The sequence below is a fragment of the Psychrosphaera haliotis genome, from assembly GCF_009728465.1.
In the GTDB taxonomy this organism is placed as follows: Bacteria; Pseudomonadota; Gammaproteobacteria; order Enterobacterales; family Alteromonadaceae; genus Psychrosphaera; species Psychrosphaera haliotis.
On sequence record NZ_WOCD01000003.1, the window covers coordinates 408,438 to 425,615 of the forward strand.

Sequence of the window (17,178 nt, forward strand, 5' to 3'; positions counted from 1 at the left end):
CCCCTAATTTAAAAGCCTAAACTAGACAATAGGTCATCAACTTCATCTTGATTAGAAACTGCATCTTCGCGAGTCTCTGCATCAATAATCGGTCCCTCTGCCCCATTGTTATCGACTGGTTTCTTCGCTTCATTAGCTGTATTTTGGTTAGGTTCACCAAAAACAGTTAATAAGTGAATCAGGCTTTCTTCAACTTCTTTAACAAGCTCTATAACTCGTTTGATAACCTGCCCAGTTAAATCTTGAAAGTCTTGAGCTAACAAAATTTCTGTCATAATCGCATGAATTTTTGCGCTATCCGTCTCCGCACTTTCCATAAACTCATTTATGGAATAGCAAAGTGACTTAAACTCGCCTAATTCAATCTGACGTTGCATTAGCTTGTCCCATTCGGGTTTCAGCTTAACAATATCACTATTGATTTTATCTGTAAGTGGAAGCCCTGTGTCTATGGCGTCCATTGTTTTATTTGCTGCGTCTTCTGTTACTTTCATAACATAGTTTAGACGCTCTTTTGCATCTGGGATATCATCTGACGCTAAATTTGCAATCTTAGGGTCTAGTTGAAAGTTGCTTAGAGAGTCGTGTAATTGCCTAGTTAGCTTTCCTACTTCACCAAAAAGCTCACCATGTTCCTTACTCGTAACTTCGCGTAATATCATGTTAGCAGATGCATTGTCTCCAGCCTCAAGCGCCTCAACGAGGGCTTTTGCGTCTTCCAACGAAATCTGCGGGTTAGTCTCTTCAGACATAGCGACCCCTTATCAGATTATTCTAATCGTTCGAAGATTTTATCCAGCTTGCCTTTCAATGTAGCTGCAGTAAATGGCTTAACAATATATCCATTCACACCGGCTTGGGCCGCCGCTACAATCTGCTCTTTTTTAGCTTCGGCAGTTACCATCATTACAGGCATATGCTTGAGTTTATCGTCTTTACGAATTTCTCTAAGCAGATCGATTCCCTGCATTCCTGGCATATTCCAGTCTGTTACTACAAAGTCAAAATCACCATTTTGTAACATTGGCAACGCTGTGCTGCCATCATCTGCTTCTGAGACATTAGTAAACCCTAAGTCACGAAGAAGGTTCTTGATGATTCTTCTCATTGTTGAAAAGTCATCAACAACCAGAATTTTCATATTCTTATCCAAAGCATCCTCCAGTGAGGTAAATTATTAATTTACAGTAATTATTATTAATAAAAATTGGCAATATACAAGTTAAATCAACCAATCTTTTAATCTTGACTTTAATCGAACAAGTGCTTGGCTATGAATTTGACTCACTCTAGACTCACTAACATTGAGAATTTCGCCTATCTCTCTTAAATTTAGCTCATCATCGTAATAAAGTGACAAAATCATTGCTTCTCTTTCTGGTAAGGTTTTTATAGTACTTGATAGGCTCTTGTTAAATGAGCTTTTTTCTACCCCACCATAAGTTAAATCTTTACCACTTTCACTTGCTGGGGCTATAACATCTTCCGTTACACCCAAGTCTTCTAAACCCAACACCTTGCCATTTGTTGCTTCTTTCAGCATCTGATGATATTGGTCGATTGAAACATTTAAGGATTCTGCAACTTCAACGTCTTTGACGTCTCGGCCTAAGGCAGACTCTAGTTGAGATATTTTTTCTGCAACCATTCTTGAGTTTCGATGAACAGACCTAGGAGTCCAATCTCCGCGCCTCATCTCATCTAACATAGACCCACGTATACGGATACCCGCATAAGTTTCGAAGCTCGCTCCTTTGCTGTGATCAAAGTTCTTAGATGCTTCAATAAGTCCTATCATGCCAGCCTGAATTAAATCATCAACTAAAACACTATCGGGCAGCCGAGCTGCTAAATGGTGAGCAATCCTTTTTACCAAAACTGAATGTTTTTCCACAACATTCGACAATGTTTGTTGAGCTTCGTAGGCGGTCGCTACTTTATTGTTCAACAGAAACCTCTTAGTTGACCAGTTGCTCTAAAAAAAACTCTAAGTTACCAGACGCATGTGATGGTGTTGGCCATTTATTAATTTTCGCTGCCAACGTTTTAAATGCCACAGCTGAAGGTGAACGGGGAAACGCATCTACAATAGCCTTTTGACGACGAACCGCTTTACGCAAGTTATCATCAAAGGGAATAATGGCAGTTAGTTCCAACGTTACATCTAAAAACCTGTCTGTAACCATAGTCAATTTTTTGAATAAATCTTGCCCTTCCTTCATCGTTCTTACCATATTAGCAACAACTTTGAATTTCGCTACGCCATGATCACGATTCAATATCTTAATTAGTGCGTAAGCATCTGTAATTGAAGTTGGTTCATCACACACAACGCAAAGAACTTCGTGAGAAGCTCTTGAGAAGGATAGCACCATATCTGATATTCCGGCGGCGGTATCGACAATAAATACATCAACCGGCGTTTTCATTTCGCTGAAAGCTCTAATTAAACCAGCGTGCTGGGCGGCAGAAAGCTCAACCATATCGATTGAGCCTGATGTTGCAGGGACAATTTTTATACCCGATGGGCCTTCGACTAAAATATCGTCTAATTCGGCCTCACCTGATAATACATGTGAGAGATTTTTATGGACGCGAAGTCCAAGCATAACATCACAATTCGCTAACCCGAGGTCAGCATCAAGCACCAGAACATTAAGTCCTGTTTGCGCCAAAGCAATTGCAGTATTTAGCGATACGCTGGTTTTTCCAACTCCGCCCTTTCCACCTGTTACTGCAATAACTTTTGTTTTTTTCGCCATCGACATATTTCGTAAACCGCTAGCTTGATCAGAAGTAATATTAATCATACATGCCCACTGCTTTTGGCACTACCTTATTATTTTTATTAGAAACTTTTTCTTTAAGTTCATATAGCTGATTAGCTTTTTGCACAATTTTCTGACCATTTGCAACCCTTATATCCTCTGGCACGCGTTGACCGTTGGTTAAATAGCCAATTGGCAGTCGATTATGAATTGCAACACTAATTAACTCACCTAAACTCAAAGACTCATCTATTTTAGTAAAGATACAGCCCGACAGTGGAATTGTTTTAAAATGTTGAACACTTTCATGCAAAACACTCATTTGTGAAGTTGCAGAAAGTACTAAGTAATTTTTAATATTTACTCTTGATTTTGTTAATAAATGATTCAAACGTTCCGTCAATTTAATGTCTCTTTGGCTCATTCCTGCTGTATCTATTAACAATAGCTTTTTATCTCGTAATTGGTAGATCGCTTCTGAAAGTTCTTCGGTATTTTTTGCTTGCTTGAGTGGACAGCCGAGTATTTTTGCATAAGTACCCAATTGCTCTAATGCACCAATCCTAAAACTATCAGTGGTAATTAGACCCACTTTATCGGCTCCGTGGATTTGCGCAAAACGTGCTGCTAGTTTTGCAATTGTAGTCGTTTTACCAACGCCCGTAGGACCAACTAATGAATACACACCGCCACGTTTAATAATTTCATTATCGGTTGTATTTAACTGCTCAGTTAATAGCTCAAGCATTTTTGGCCAAGCTTGCTGAGCTTCTAGGTCATCGCTAATAAAATGAGATAAATGTTCAGCAACATTTGACGATAACCCCATGTTATTTAACTTTTTAACTAACATTGCTTTAACTGGAGATTTACGATTAGCGTCTTGTAACATTAGTTCAGAAACTTGATGTTTTAGCAGCTCTTTAATGGAATTCATTTCATCTTTTAAGTCCGACATTTGCTTGTCAAACTGACCTTGAATTACATTGTGGCCCGATATGTTATTTGGTTGCTCGTTGATTTGGCTTACGTTATTTTGCTCCGCAGCTACAGACGCTACTTGGTTAGTGTTTATTTGCTCAGACTGGTCTTGCACTGTGTTGCGAGCACGGTTTAGCCACTGCTCAAATTCCGACTCGGCTTGTTGTGAAAGTGCTTGTGTTGCCAATTCAGATTTTTGTTGGTTAGATAAATCGGTATTAGCAGCCGCAACTTGCGGCACAGAGTTTGGCTGGTAAGTATTTGAAGGTGTGCCCGCTGAGTCGGCTCTTTGGCGCTTGAGCAATTCTTCGAGTGAGCTTGCTATCTTTGCAGCCCCTTCTGCATTTGGACCATCAAACTGATGTGCATTAGGTGCAGAAGCAGAGTTTGCTACTGGCGTACTTTGAGCTAAAACTGGTGATTTAGGTTGAGGCTGAGCATCGGCGTCAATTGCTGCAACAATTTCTACACCTGTCGCTGTTTTTTTATTGGACATAATTACGGCTTCCGGACCTAACTCTTCTTTAACTTGAGTTAGTGCAGTTTCTCATATCTTTTGCAAAATAACGCTTAATTTTCACTTTAAACCTCCGTCAAACAGCTCTAACCAACTGAACTGACAATCTTAATTTGTTTTTCTTCCGGTATTTCTTGATAAGACAAGATAACCATGCCTGGTAAGCTATGTTTAACAAAACGAGATAACACGCTTCGCAACATTCCAGAGGTCAATAATATTGACGGCTCACCTGATAATTCCAGATTCCTGTGTGCTTCAGCTAAAGAAGTTTGAATTCGTTCCGCTAAACCAGGCTCTATGCCAGCACCTTCATTTCCGGCTGACTGCAGGGACTGTTGCAACATCTGTTCCAACTCAGGCGCCAAGGTTATGACAGGTATTTCATTAGTTGAACCAGCGATATCTTGGACGATAAATCGACGTAGGGAAATTCGACAGGCGGCGGTTAAAACATCAGGATCTTGGCTTTTAGGTGCATATTCAACAAGGGTTTGAATAATTGAACGCATGTCACGAATAGTTACGTTCTCACTTAATAAGTTCTGTAATACTTTTGTCAGGACAGAAAGTGACAACATTTCTGGTACTAGGCCATCGACCAGTTTTGGGTAGTTCTTTTGAATCATTTCAAGTAAGTTCTGAGTCTCTTCGTGGCCCAGTAACTGCGCTGCATTATTGGTTAACAACTGACTAATGTGCGTTGCCACAACAGTAGCGGCATCTACAACGGTGTAACCTAAACTTTGAGCTTTATCTCTATTGCTATTTTCTATCCAAACCGCTTCTAAACCAAACGCAGGATCTACCGTTTCTATGCCTTCAACTTTTCCAAAAACCTGGCCTGGGTTAATGGCTAAATCTCTATCATGTCTAATTTCAGCTTCACCTATGGTTACGCCCATCAATGTAATTCGATAAACATTTGGATCTAAATCTAAATTGTCACGAATATGGACAGCAGGTACCAAAAAGCCAAACTCTTGACTGAGTTTACGACGAACCCCTTTAATTCTTGATAGCAACTCACCGCCTTGACCTTTATCCACTAGAGGAATCAAGCGATAACCAACTTCTAATCCTATCGTGTCAACGTGATTAACATCATCCCAGCTGACATCTTTATTTTCTGCGGCTTCATGAGGTGACTCTAATGGTGCTTCCGCCTCTGCTTTTTCTGCGGCTACAGCAGCTTCTGTAGTGCGTTTGTTTACCATATAAGCAGTGCCAATTAGCATAGCGCCAAACGCTAAGAACGTTAAGTGAGGCATTCCAGGAACTAATCCCATTGAAAATAAAACACCACCAGCAACGTAAAGTACTTTCTCAGTACCAAGCTGAGTTGAGAATTGTTGACCCATTTCTTGGTCAGTATTTTGACGGGTAACGACGATAGCAGTACCGATAGAGAGCAAAAGACCTGGTATTTGTGCAACTAGACCATCACCAATAGTAAGAATTGTATAGATTTCAACAGCCTCTCCAAATAGCAAGTCATGTTGAATCATGCCAATAAATAAGCCACCAATAATATTAATAAATAGAATGATGATACCCGCTATCGCATCACCTTTAACAAATTTTGAAGCACCATCCATTGAACCGTAAAAGTCAGCTTCTTTACCAATTTCTTCACGTCTTGCTTTAGCTTGCTCTGGCGTAATAAAGCCAGCATTTAAGTCAGCATCGATGGCCATTTGTTTACCTGGCATCGCATCAAGTGTAAATCGAGCCGTTACCTCTGAGATACGACCAGCACCTTTGGTAACAACCACAAAGTTAATGATAACCAATATTGCGAATACAACTAGACCAACCGCATAGTTACCGCCAATAACAACACTACCAAAGGCTTCAATAACTTTACCTGCGGCATCACCACCCTGATGGCCTTCTAACAGCACCACACGCGTTGAGGCGACATTTAGGGCTAGTCTTAAAACGGTTGCAATTAGAATAACGGAAGGGAAAGCGCCAAAGTCTAGCGGTTTTAATGTGTAAACGGTTACGAGTAGAATAACGAGCGCTAGCGCAATATTAAAAGAAAAGAGAATATCCAGCATCAAAGCTGGTAACGGTAATATTACCATAGCTAACGCCGCCAATATAAATATCGGGGCGCCTAAACCATTAATAAATTTAGTATTTTCTTTATTAAAAAGCTGATTAAACTTTGCAGTTAATTCCATCACGACAACCAAAAAACACCTAAGTTATAGTGCTTTCAGCAATGTTCAGGCCAAATTTTATGTCAACAAAATGACTGCCTGTTAATAACGCAATTCTGGTGGGATATCAGGGTTTTGATCAACGGGTTTTGGTTTTGTCCCTTTACCTTGTTCGTACATGTCTAATTGATAAACGTAGGCAAGCACTTGGGCCACCGCTATAAACAATTGTTCTGGGACTTCTTGATTGATATCTGTGGTGTAATATATAGAGCGAGTTAACATAGGCGTCTCTATCATTGGCACTTCACGTTCTTTAGCGATTTTACGAATGTGCATCGCAATGAGATCGGCACCTTTGGCTACGACAAACGGCGCATTAGATTTTTCAGTGTCGTATTTTATTGCCACAGAGTAGTGAGTTGGGTTAGTAACTACCACATCCGCAGTTGGAACTTCGGACATCATTCTTCGTTGTGAGACTTCTCTTTGGGCTTGCCTAATACGGCCTTTAATTTCAGGATTACCTTCAGTACTTTTATACTCGTCTTTGATTTCCTGCTTGCTCATTTTAAGCTGCTTGTTGTGATTCCATTTTTGAAACGGTACATCAACTAAAGAAATAACAATGGTAGAGCAGCATAACCCTAAAAATATCCAGGCTAGCAATTCGGTTGCATCATAGGTATTGCCAGGCAAGTCTTCTAAACTTAAGTAAAGAATATCCACTAAGAATACGTCGATTAGTAAAATTGCGACGGTAGCCACTACCGCTACTTTTAAAATGGATTTAATGAGTTCTACCACGGCTTGCGTACCGAACATCCTTTTAAAGCCCTTTAAAGGCGACATTTTGGAAAATTTGGGAGCCATGGCTTCCCAACTAAAATTGATACCGCCCAATAAACTATTTGAAACGAAAGCTGCAACTAAAATAACACCAAAAATACCCGCAAGTGGCCCAGCAACGTGAGTTAACACTTCACCAAACACGCTAAACATTTTTGTGGGATCAAAGGCATCGTCCCTATCAAGCGCAAACTGATTACCCATCACTTCAATAAGCTTTTTTCCTAAACTGGCGCCAAACATTAACATAGCTGATGCGCTAGCAACCAAGACTCCTGTAGTCCCCAACTCTTTAGAACGCGCTATCTGGCCTTTTTTTCGGGCGTCTTCGAGACGCTTGGCCGTTGGTTCTTCTGTTTTTTCTTGATCTGAATCTTCTGCCATTTTTCGCTACCTAACAACCAATCATCGTGCACATCATTTCGATGGAACGTTGCCAGTTTTTATCAAAGTGAAAAACAAAGTTTTCCATTGTTAACCACATGACGATTAAACCCGACATCATGGTAAACGGAAAGCCGATGGAGAATATATTTAGTTGCGGCGCTGCTCGAGTCATAATTCCAAAACTCAAATTGATTACTAACATAGCCACCAGAGGAGCAAGCGCAAGGACTAATGCTGCGGCGAACATCCAACCGCCAAACAACACCAAGTCATAAAACTTACCTGTCGAAAACCAAACGTCAGTAATAGGTAATACATAAAAACTTTTTACCACCATTTGCATCATCGCTAGATGACCGTCGATGGACCAAAACATGAGTGTTGAAAGTATTAAATAAAACTGACCAACCGCTGGTACGCTTAATCCGTTTGTTGGATCGACCATTGAGGCAAAACCTAAACCAGACTGCATCGCAATAGCTTGGCCTGCAACCACAAACACTTGTAAAAAGATAACTGACACAAAACCGATGGCGCTACCAATCATAATTTGTTGGAACACACGAATAGCCATTTCAAAGGAAAATAAATTGGTAAATGTTGATGGGGGTAATACTGGCATTACCATAATAGTAAACGCCACTGCATAAGCTGATTTGATTGGTCCAGGTATGGTTTTACCGCCTATCGCAATCATAATCATCATCATTGCGGAGATACGCGCAAAAGGCAGAAGAAGGTCTGCCTGGTATTGCATGATTTGTTGCAATAATGCGTCCATTTTACTGACCTAGCCTATGATCGATGGAATACGTTCAATTAAGTCTTTAGTAAAATCCATGATCATTCCCGTTATCCAGTGACCTGCAATCATTAACGCTAATAACGTTACGATTAAGCGCGGTAAAAAGCTAAGCGTTTGCTCATTTATCGAGGTTGCTGCTTGGAACACCGCAACAATCAAACCCACGATTAATCCGGGAACAACCATAATTGCGACTAATATAATGATAAGCCAAAGCGCGTCTCTGAGAATATCGACAAATACTTCAGGTGTCATGGCGTTTCTCCTAGGTTCCAAGTCCAAAACTTTTTGCTAACGTACCCATTACTAAGGTCCAGCCGTCAACTAATACAAACATCATGAGCTTAAACGGTAATGAAACAATCATAGGTGATAGCATCATCATACCCATGGCCATCAATACTGACGCTACCACTAAATCTATTATTAAGAATGGGATGAAGAACATAAAACCAATTTGAAACGCTGTTTTTAACTCTGATGTTACAAAAGAAGGAATTATAACGGTCAATGGTAGGTCGTCTGGGCTATCAACTTGCGTATAACCGGCTATTTCTGCAAATGTTTCTAAATCTGAAATGCGGGTTTGCGCCAGCATAAACTCACGCATCGGAACTTTTGCAATGTCATAAGCTTGTAAAGAGGTAATCTCTTCATTCAAATAGGGCTCTACTGCGTTTGCATGAACCTCTTCAAATACCGGAGCCATAATAAAAAAGCTTAAAAACAAAGACATGCCAACAAGTAATTGGCTATTTGGTGTTTGTTGTAAACCAAGCGCCTGACGAAGGATAGCGAGTACTACTATAATTCGCGTGAAAGACGTCATTAACATGACAATGGCAGGAATGAAGCTTAACGCCGTCATCATTGCCAGCACTTGCAATGTTATGCTGTATTCTTTACTGCCATCAGGATTATCCGTTACTGTAACGGCTGAAATAACACCACCATCAGCTAGGACACCTGGCGTAAATACTAAAAGTAGTACAGTAAGAAAAGAGAAGAAGACTTTCATAGACTCTACAGGTCCTTTATATAATTAATTTTTTTAGTCTTTGGAAGCTCATTGTTCAGCAATTCGGTTAGTTTGTTAAGTAATTTATTATTAGGCACCGAAAAACTGCTCGGAGTTATGTTTTCATCTAATTTAAATAACGTATTAACACTGTGTGGAGTAACACCAATGGCATATTGTTGCTGTTGGATTTCTATAATGACAATTCTTTCTCTGCCACCTAATGATAAGCTTGTAATCGTTTTCATATGATTACTTTGATGTGGCGTAAGGTTGAACTTTTTAGCAACCCAAGCCGTTACATAAATCACCACAACTATCGCAATTAACGCCATTAACATTGGTAATAACGCGCCATCGGTAGGAGAGCTCAAATTAGGATTCGAAGCTACTGTGCTCGTTATTTTGGCACCAGGCTCTACAGCAGAGATAGCAAGTGGGCTAAATAAAAGTCCACCTGCTCCTATTTTTTTAACGAAGCTTTTTAATTCTTTCAATTTGGCTGATCACATCTGTTAAACGAATACCAAACTTATCATTAACCACCACTACTTCGCCATGGGCAATTAATGTTCCGTTAACTAATACGTCTAAAGGCTCACCAGCAACACGGTCTAACTCTACAACCGAGCCTTGGTTTAGCTGCAGTAAGTTACGAATACTAATTTTACTCCGGCCTACTTCCATAGAGATATTAACTGGGATATCAAGAATCGTCTCTAGCTTACCTGACTCTTCTTCGTTTAAAGAACCACCTGTATCGGTTAACTCATCGAGTTTCTGCCGGTTGAACGTCGCCACCATCTTCGGCTTCGGCTAGGGCTGCTGCCCACTCGTCCATTGTATCTTGATCTTCACTCATAACACTTACCTTTGTTTAATTGGGTAACACTCAAAGCTCTAAGTCATCTTCAAGTGCGAGTAATTCTGAATCATCGTCTAAACGACGACCGCCTTTAGTCAATACATTCATCTCTGATTTAGCTGACTCTGGGCGCTTAATTTTTTCTGAAATCTGCAATGCAACATTGTCTCTGCATCGGCCAAGTTTTGCTCTATACGTTGGTAACTCTTCAATAAATACAGTGATATGCTCTGGCATTTCAATTGGAATAATGTCGCCATCTTTTAAGTCCATTACCTGATGTAATGGTAAATTCATTTCTAAAAGTTGCGTATGCAAGTCTACGTAAACATCCATAATTTCATCACGTAGCGCTTTACTCCAACGGTAATCAGTATCTTCTCTATCACTTTGAACTCCGGCATCAAGTAACTCACGAATAGGTTCCAGCATCGAGTATGGAAGTGCGACATGGAAATCACCGCCACCGCCATCCAATTCAATATGGAATGAGCTAATTACAATAACTTCAGTTGGCGAAACAATATTTGCCATTGCCGGGTTTACTTCTGAGTCTAAATATTCAAAAGAGACATCCATAACCGGTGACCATGCTTCTTTATAATCTTCAAATATTAACTTTAATAACATTTGAATAATGCGTCGTTCCGTTGGTGTAAATTCTCGTCCTTCAATTTTTGCGTGATATCGGCCATCACCACCAAAAAAGTTATCAACTAAGATAAAAACAAGACGAGCTTCCATCGTAATTAAGCCGGTGCCTTTTAATGGACGAAAACGAACCATGTTAAGACTAGTAGGAACGAATAACGAATGTATATATTCACCAAACTTAATCATCTGAACGCCATTAATTGACACTTCAGCTGTGCGGCGCATCATATTAAATAGACTGATCCTCATGTGTCGGGCAAAACGTTCATTAACCAACTCAAGGGTTGGCATACGACCACGAACAATTCTATCCTGCGAAGAAAAGTCATAGTCAGACATGCCGTGACCACCGCCACCGCCTTCGTCTATCTCTTCTTCTTCAACGTCATCGACACCATGGAGTAGCGCATCAATTTCGTCTTGTGACAGTAAATCAGTCATATTTTTCTCTTATGTTTATTTGGTTTTAATGCTATTGCATTACAAAACCTGTAAATAACACTTCTTCTACAATTTTAGATCCAGCAACATCAATAACAGACTTCTGCACTTCTTGTGCCGCTTTTAACTTTAATGCGTCTTTTCCTGCAGAAGTTGCTAATGCATCAGCATTACCTGTGCTAAATGCTTTTAATAAAGCACCTTCTATCAATGGGATATGTTTCTGAGCTAACTCTTCATTATTGTCACCACGAACCATCAATTGCACCTTGATTTGAACCAATCTATCGCGTGAGGTACCTGGGACATTAAACGTAAATGGGCGTGGCATAGTGACATACTTTGCCGTTCCAACTTCAACAGGTTCATTGGCTTTAGCTTCGCCTTCACCTTCAGATTGTTCGGTTGCGGTTTCATCAACAGGCGCATCGTCACCACTCAATAAGAAAAATGCTGCGGCTGCACCTACTACAATAACAACGACGGCAATGATAATAATCATCATTTTATTACCGCCTTTACCACCTTCTTCTTCGAGTGTTAACTCTTCATTTTCGTCTGCCATTTTTAGCTCCAACTGAATTATGTAAAGACCTATACATGTTATTGTCGATCGCCAGTTTTGGCAAACAATATGGTGGCAGTTTGTTTAACTGAATAAATAAACCGCACCTATTGTGTTAATTACCATCACTTTAAAGCTTAAACCATGCTCAGCGAATAATTTTAGGCGTAATAATCAACCTGCCATGGGGACTTAACATTGTAATTGGTCCCTAACGACGGGTCATTTTGTTCATCTTCTGACAGTTCATTATTGTCATTTGAGTTAGCACTCACCAATCCATTTGAGTCGGACTGTTCGTCGCCATTAGCGTTGTTCTGCCCATTTGAGTTGTCTTTTTTAACATTGCTATCAGCCAGTTGTAAGCCTTGCTGTTCGAGTAGCTCTCGTAACTTTGGAATACTGCCCTCAAGCGCATCTTTAGCCTGCTGACTTGCAACCACAAAACTAACTGACGCATTTTCGGCACCCAAATGGAGTTTTATTTGCATGCTACCAAGCTCTGGTGGATCAAGCCTTATGTCGATGGACTTCATGTTTCTAGCCATCATTAAACCAACTTGCTGTTGAATATTTGACGCTAACTCTTGTTTATTAAATAAGATGTTTTCTTTTATCATCAACTCGCTTTTTGCTTGCGCAATGTTTTCAAGCTTAGGTGCTTGTAGCGTCTTATCTAACTGGACACCAAGTATATCAACCACTTCAGCTCTAGGTTTTCCATCTGAAATAACCTGACTAGACAATTGAGTTAAATTGCCTGAGTCCAATTGATTAAACAAATTAGACTTATCGAAACTTAACTTGTTTAACATTTCGAGTTCCGTTGCGACTTTTACTGAGCCGGTGTCCAATTTAAACTCGCTTGTATTGGCACTTTCATTGTTTGTTGAGCCCACAAGGTTTGAGTTAATAACATTGTTAATATTTAACTTAACGGGGTTGTTTATATTAATTAACTTAGTTAGCTCACTATTAACTTTTGAAAACGCCTCTGCACTAGCACTATTGGTACCTACTGCACCTTTAGAGTTAAGCTCTGCTTGAATTTGTGCCAGCCTAGACAGTTCCATTTGCATGTAAGAACTTATGTCTTTATTTGAGTCACTGTTTTTAAAGTCGACGGCCAGAGATCGCGCATTGCTTGAATCTTCCGCTCCAACCTTATTTGATTCTGACGAACTCGCAATAGAGGACGTTAAGTCTACTTCGGTCTCACCTTGAGTGTGTTGTGCGTTTTTGATATCGCTATCAGTTGCTTGATTGTTACTATTTTGATTCAGCAATCCGTTAAGCCAGTCTAATTTTTTGGTATCTAGATCTTTAGTGCCCTGCGACGAGTCTGTATCTGAACTGTTCAGGTTATTTTTGTTCTCATTAACAACAGAGCTATCTGGCAACAGCAACGACTTTAATAAGTCTCCTAAATCTTCTAGTAACTCGGAACCGTCAGTGCTTGCAGCGCTGTTTTCGTTCATGGTGTTTTCAACACCGATTTCTAAGTTAGATAATTGTTCTAACAGCGATGACAACTTCACTTTAAAGTCATCGATAACACTCTCTGGAAATTCATTTTTAATATTAGATAACAGCGAATTCAATTTATTAGCATCTGCACTTTTAAGAGAGCTGGTCAACAACGATGCAAACTCATCTACAGCCTCAATAAGGTCTGATGAATCAACGTCATTACTCGACTCACTTAAGCTAGCTAAAAGCTCTCTCAGCTTTTGAAGTAATTCGGCACCAGAGTATTTATCCGTCAACTCTTTCAAAACTGGTTCGGATAATTCATTTTCTTTTAACGACTTAACAGAAGATTCGAGTTCCTTTCTGTCTGTATTATTAACGTGCTCTTTTACAGGTCTGTCTTGAGTCTCGTCAAGTTGTGTGCGATTACTATCGGCGGATTGAGACTGCCTTGTTGGTGTTTGGCGCTCGTTCTGAGTTCGTTGTAATTGCTTTTGCTCTAATTGGCGGTCGTAATCTGCTCTTTGCTGCGACGCAACATCGTCCATTCGACGCTGTTCTTGCCGCCTATTGTTTGCCGCCAATGTGGTATCAAAGTCACGTCGGTAATTACTGTTTTCCGACTCATACTGGCTTTTCCTAACACTAACCTCTTTCTCTACAGACTTTGTAGGTAAAGGCTCTGGTAAGATTCTGTGTTGTTGTAGCATGATTACTCCTAACCCAATTTCGGCATCAAAAATGATGTTTATTGCCGCTCGATATAAGGGTAATATTCAAGGATCGTTCCAACTTGAATTTTTAAGTTAAAAGTTAGAAGTTAGAAGTTAGAAGTTAGAAGTTAGAAGTTAGAAGTTTTTCGAATTTAAGTTTTAATGGCGTGTAAGTTTAGCTATTAATAGCCATTTTATTTGCCATCTGACGACGAATATATTGCTGAGACGCGAACTCATCTGACTGATTTTGTTCATACTTGTCTATTCGTTGTTGCCTAGCCTTAGCTTTTTGAGTAAGCAAAGTATCTACGGCTTTTACTTTGTTTTTTTGTACAAACCACTCTTGTTTTCGTTGCTCAAGTACTTGCTTGGCGATATCAACGACGTTCATTTGAGCTGCAATGCCTTGGTCGAGTTGCACAATAAAACGTTGATAATGCTGGTAACTTGCACCGCCAATACCGCTTACCCCACGACTTTGCATTTTTTTTAAGTAATCGAGTTTGTAGGATTGTACTTCTTTTAACTTAGCCTGATTGGCTTGCAAATAAGACTGCGCCGATTGCATAGCCGTAATAGCTTGCTGCTCTTTGTCAGTCTCTATTTTTTTTAGTATGTGTAATTGGTTGTCTTCTTTCATCAGTACTTACCTTTTATGGCATTTCATTTGTTAACGCTTGTAGTTGCATTAACGACTGATCGTAAGGGTAAATTTCTGACATAGTTTGTTGTAGGTAAGCGTCTATTACCGGCTTAAGTTGAATCGCTTTATCTACTACCGGATTGCTACCTGACGCATAAGCACCAATCGATATTAAGTCTTTGTTTTGTTCGTAAGCTGAAAGATACTTTTTAAATTTAAGGGCCATTTGCATATGCTGCTGAGACGTTACTTGAGGCATAACTCGACTGATGGATTTAGTTACATCAATGGCAGGATAGTGTCCAGCGTCAGCTAAGTCTCGTGATAGTACAATGTGACCATCGAGTATTGCACGAGAAGCATCTGCAATTGGATCTTGTAGATCGTCGCCTTCTGATAAAACCGTATAGAAAGCGGTAATTGAACCTTGCCCTTCTCCACCGTTACCGGCACGCTCTACCAATGCTGGTAGCTTTGCAAATACTGATGCAGGGTAACCTTTAGTCGCCGGTGGCTCTCCAATTGCTAACGCGATTTCTCGTTGGGCTTGAGCATAACGGGTTATGGAGTCTATTAACAACAGTACATTTAAACCTTGGTCACGAAAATACTCCGCGACCTGTGTTGCCGTTTCGCAACCTTTTAATCTTCTAATAGGCGCCATATCAGCAGGTGCAGCAACCACTACCGCTCTTTGACGCCCTTCTTCACCAAGTATTTCATCGATAAATTCTTTTACTTCTCGGCCACGTTCGCCAATTAAACCAACCACTACTACATCTGCAGTTGTACCTTTGGTCATCATACCTAGTAAAACTGACTTACCAACACCAGAGCCGGCAAACAGGCCCATTCGCTGCCCTTGTCCAACGGTCAAGATACCGTTAATTGCTTTAACACCAACGTCTATAGAGGATTTTATTGGTCGTCTTGATAGTGGGTTTATTGGTTTAGTTTTGTGAGTTGCACCTGGATCGGCCTCTATCGGGCCTAAACCATCTAGCGGTGTTCCCGAAGGGTCAATAACTCGCCCTAGAAGCTCTAGAGAAAGTGGTAATTTCTGACCACGACTAGACGTAGTAACACGACCTCGAGGCACAATACCGTCAACTTGATCCGTGGGCATTAAAAATATTTTATCGTTTTCAAAACCAACAACTTCAGCGTCTACTTCACCGTTCAACGTTTGAATTCGGCAGTGACCACCCAAAGGTACAGAAACGCCTACCGCCTCTAAAGTAAGGCCATTAACTTTTGTAAGTCTTCCGGACACTTCTGGCGTTGCGTCTTTTACCAGCCGTTGGGCTTTTAAAATTGATTCTGTTAAAGACGACATTATGGCGACTCATTTTTTGTAGTAGCAGATTCACTGGTGTCGCTCGCAGCATTTGTCGGGTCTGACTCTGCTGTCGTAGCTTGTTCTGAGTTTTCAGTTGGTGCTAGGTTATCCGTCGTTTCTAGAGTGGCCGTTTCTGGAGTGGCAGTGTCTGGCAAATCACCAATAGCAGGACCTGAGTTTGTTTCAGTCGTTAAGTTCGCATCAATTATGAAGTCATGTAGAGTTTGCTTAATGCGCTGTTCGATTGTGCGGTCAATTAGGGAGTTTGGCGTCGCTACAATTACGTCACCTAAGTTAAAGTGCGCTTCTGGTTTCAAAATCCATTTTTGCTCTGCTAAATCAGATTCTGAGTATTGTTCTTGCACTAATAGTAAATCATCCGGGTGCATATGAATTTCAGCAAACTCTGTATTAAATGGCAGTGCCGCTACAGACTCTAATAGAGCCGCTAACAGGCTTTCTTTATTCCCTTTAATTTCTGTTCTTAATACTGACTCCGCTAGCATCACCGACAAGTTTAATAATTGCTGTTCTGTGGCTTTTTCTACACGGGTAATTGGATCATATAGCTGTGTTAGCAATGACTCCCAACGAGCAATTTGCTGCTGAATGTCTTCTTGGCCTTCTTGTTGGCCTGCTTCAAACCCGTCTTTATGTCCTAGTTCTAAACCTTCTTGCTTACCTTGCTCTAAACCTTCTTCATGGCCTTTATCAAAACCCGCTTGTTTGCCTTCGGTAAAGCCTTCTTCATAAGCTTGTTGACGAATCTCGTCTATCTCAGCTGCGGTTAATTGCGGCACTTCCTCTTCTTCAGGCTCAATCAATTGCGGTTTTGCTTTATACAATTCAGCAATAGGTACACCCAAAAAGTTTGTTTTACCAACAACGGCTGCTTTTTTTGACGCACTTACATCTGGCGCAGCCCACTCTTCGAGAATTTCAAGCATCTCGCGAGTTGGGGTAACAGGTTTGTTAGATAAATTATTACTCAC

At 40.4% G+C, this 17,178-nt stretch carries 17 protein-coding genes and 1 pseudogene; all 18 read right to left on the bottom strand.

The genetic code is table 11. The annotated features are described in order from the left end of the window. Positions 1-8: 8 nt before the first annotated feature. The 18 genes and pseudogenes from GNP35_RS06715 to fliH all read right to left on the bottom strand — a co-directional run bounded on the left by GNP35_RS06715 (position 9) and on the right by fliH (position 17,178). Positions 9-752 carry a protein phosphatase CheZ gene (locus GNP35_RS06715; RefSeq protein ID WP_155695395.1) on the bottom strand — a complete coding sequence of 248 codons (744 nt, stop codon included), beginning with the start codon at positions 750-752 and terminating at the stop codon, positions 9-11. 17 nt (positions 753-769) lie between these two features. Then, complete coding sequence (gene cheY / locus GNP35_RS06720) at positions 770-1,153, bottom strand: chemotaxis response regulator CheY (protein WP_155695396.1); 384 nt, start codon at positions 1,151-1,153, stop codon at positions 770-772. A 69-nt stretch (positions 1,154-1,222) separates the two neighbouring features. Continuing rightward, a complete protein-coding gene (locus GNP35_RS06725) occupies positions 1,223-1,948 on the bottom strand; it encodes an RNA polymerase sigma factor FliA (protein WP_155695397.1) in 726 nt (241 codons plus the stop codon). 10 nt (positions 1,949-1,958) lie between these two features. Beyond that, entirely contained in the window at positions 1,959-2,810 is an 852-nt protein-coding gene (locus GNP35_RS06730; RefSeq protein WP_155695398.1) for a MinD/ParA family protein, read from the bottom strand. Continuing rightward, positions 2,803-4,245: a flagellar biosynthesis protein FlhF gene (flhF, locus tag GNP35_RS06735; RefSeq protein ID WP_230961323.1), complete on the bottom strand. Its 1,443-nt coding sequence runs from the start codon at positions 4,243-4,245 to the stop codon at positions 2,803-2,805. Before flhF ends, GNP35_RS06730 begins: the two co-directional genes overlap by 8 nt. Positions 4,246-4,352: 107 nt before the next feature. Beyond that, positions 4,353-6,455 carry a flagellar biosynthesis protein FlhA gene (flhA, locus tag GNP35_RS06740; RefSeq protein ID WP_155695399.1) on the bottom strand — a complete coding sequence of 701 codons (2,103 nt, stop codon included), beginning with the start codon at positions 6,453-6,455 and terminating at the stop codon, positions 4,353-4,355. An 81-nt stretch (positions 6,456-6,536) separates the two neighbouring features. Continuing rightward, positions 6,537-7,667: a flagellar biosynthesis protein FlhB gene (gene flhB / locus GNP35_RS06745; protein ID WP_155695400.1), complete on the bottom strand. Its 1,131-nt coding sequence runs from the start codon at positions 7,665-7,667 to the stop codon at positions 6,537-6,539. Positions 7,668-7,677: 10 nt separating this feature from the next. Then, positions 7,678-8,451 carry a flagellar biosynthetic protein FliR gene (fliR, locus tag GNP35_RS06750; protein WP_155695401.1) on the bottom strand — a complete coding sequence of 258 codons (774 nt, stop codon included), beginning with the start codon at positions 8,449-8,451 and terminating at the stop codon, positions 7,678-7,680. A gap of 9 nt (positions 8,452-8,460) precedes the next feature. Continuing rightward, positions 8,461-8,730, bottom strand: a complete 270-nt coding sequence (gene fliQ / locus GNP35_RS06755) for a flagellar biosynthesis protein FliQ (RefSeq protein ID WP_155695402.1) — start codon at positions 8,728-8,730, stop codon at positions 8,461-8,463. 10 nt (positions 8,731-8,740) lie between these two features. Next, a complete protein-coding gene (gene fliP / locus GNP35_RS06760; RefSeq protein WP_155695403.1) occupies positions 8,741-9,493 on the bottom strand; it encodes a flagellar type III secretion system pore protein FliP in 753 nt (250 codons plus the stop codon). A gap of 5 nt (positions 9,494-9,498) precedes the next feature. Beyond that, complete coding sequence (gene fliO / locus GNP35_RS06765; protein ID WP_155695404.1) at positions 9,499-9,990, bottom strand: flagellar biosynthetic protein FliO; 492 nt, start codon at positions 9,988-9,990, stop codon at positions 9,499-9,501. Next, positions 9,965-10,355: pseudogene (gene fliN, locus GNP35_RS06770) on the bottom strand (flagellar motor switch protein FliN). Before fliN ends, fliO begins: the two are co-directional and overlap by 26 nt. Before the next feature lie 30 nt (positions 10,356-10,385). Then, positions 10,386-11,453 (bottom strand): flagellar motor switch protein FliM, encoded by a 1,068-nt coding sequence (gene fliM, locus GNP35_RS06775; protein WP_155695405.1) that lies wholly within the window; start codon positions 11,451-11,453, stop codon positions 10,386-10,388. A gap of 31 nt (positions 11,454-11,484) precedes the next feature. Further along, positions 11,485-12,018, bottom strand: a complete 534-nt coding sequence (gene fliL, locus GNP35_RS06780; protein WP_155695406.1) for a flagellar basal body-associated protein FliL — start codon at positions 12,016-12,018, stop codon at positions 11,485-11,487. A 161-nt stretch (positions 12,019-12,179) separates the two neighbouring features. Beyond that, complete coding sequence (locus GNP35_RS06785) at positions 12,180-14,198, bottom strand: flagellar hook-length control protein FliK (protein WP_155695407.1); 2,019 nt, start codon at positions 14,196-14,198, stop codon at positions 12,180-12,182. Between the two features lie 178 nt (positions 14,199-14,376). Next, positions 14,377-14,844 carry a flagellar export protein FliJ gene (fliJ, locus tag GNP35_RS06790; RefSeq protein ID WP_155695408.1) on the bottom strand — a complete coding sequence of 156 codons (468 nt, stop codon included), beginning with the start codon at positions 14,842-14,844 and terminating at the stop codon, positions 14,377-14,379. Between the two features lie 13 nt (positions 14,845-14,857). Beyond that, the gene (gene fliI / locus GNP35_RS06795) at positions 14,858-16,183 is read right to left on the bottom strand and encodes a flagellar protein export ATPase FliI (RefSeq protein WP_155695409.1); all 1,326 of its coding nucleotides are present in this window, start codon (positions 16,181-16,183) and stop codon (positions 14,858-14,860) included. Next, on the bottom strand, positions 16,183-17,178 hold the full coding sequence (fliH, locus tag GNP35_RS06800; RefSeq protein WP_155695410.1) for a flagellar assembly protein FliH: 996 nt from the start codon (positions 17,176-17,178) through the stop codon (positions 16,183-16,185). Before fliH ends, fliI begins: the two co-directional genes overlap by 1 nt.

Excerpts from the sequence above, each read along its gene's own strand:
- flhA (WP_155695399.1), bottom strand. The coding sequence starts at position 6,455 with ATGGAATTAACTGCAAAGTTTAATCAGCTTTTTAATAAAGAAAATACT.
- fliJ (WP_155695408.1), bottom strand. The coding sequence starts at position 14,844 with ATGAAAGAAGACAACCAATTACACATACTAAAAAAAATAGAGACTGAC.
- fliR (WP_155695401.1), bottom strand. The coding sequence starts at position 8,451 with ATGGACGCATTATTGCAACAAATCATGCAATACCAGGCAGACCTTCTT.
- fliM (WP_155695405.1), bottom strand. The coding sequence starts at position 11,453 with ATGACTGATTTACTGTCACAAGACGAAATTGATGCGCTACTCCATGGT.
- GNP35_RS06785 (WP_155695407.1), bottom strand. The coding sequence starts at position 14,198 with ATGCTACAACAACACAGAATCTTACCAGAGCCTTTACCTACAAAGTCT.
- GNP35_RS06730 (WP_155695398.1), bottom strand. The coding sequence starts at position 2,810 with ATGATTAATATTACTTCTGATCAAGCTAGCGGTTTACGAAATATGTCG.
- fliQ (WP_155695402.1), bottom strand. The coding sequence starts at position 8,730 with ATGACACCTGAAGTATTTGTCGATATTCTCAGAGACGCGCTTTGGCTT.
- fliI (WP_155695409.1), bottom strand. The coding sequence starts at position 16,183 with ATGTCGTCTTTAACAGAATCAATTTTAAAAGCCCAACGGCTGGTAAAA.
- flhF (WP_230961323.1), bottom strand. The coding sequence starts at position 4,245 with ATGTCCAATAAAAAAACAGCGACAGGTGTAGAAATTGTTGCAGCAATT.
- fliP (WP_155695403.1), bottom strand. The coding sequence starts at position 9,493 with ATGAAAGTCTTCTTCTCTTTTCTTACTGTACTACTTTTAGTATTTACG.
- flhB (WP_155695400.1), bottom strand. The coding sequence starts at position 7,667 with ATGGCAGAAGATTCAGATCAAGAAAAAACAGAAGAACCAACGGCCAAG.
- fliL (WP_155695406.1), bottom strand. The coding sequence starts at position 12,018 with ATGGCAGACGAAAATGAAGAGTTAACACTCGAAGAAGAAGGTGGTAAA.
- GNP35_RS06715 (WP_155695395.1), bottom strand. The coding sequence starts at position 752 with ATGTCTGAAGAGACTAACCCGCAGATTTCGTTGGAAGACGCAAAAGCC.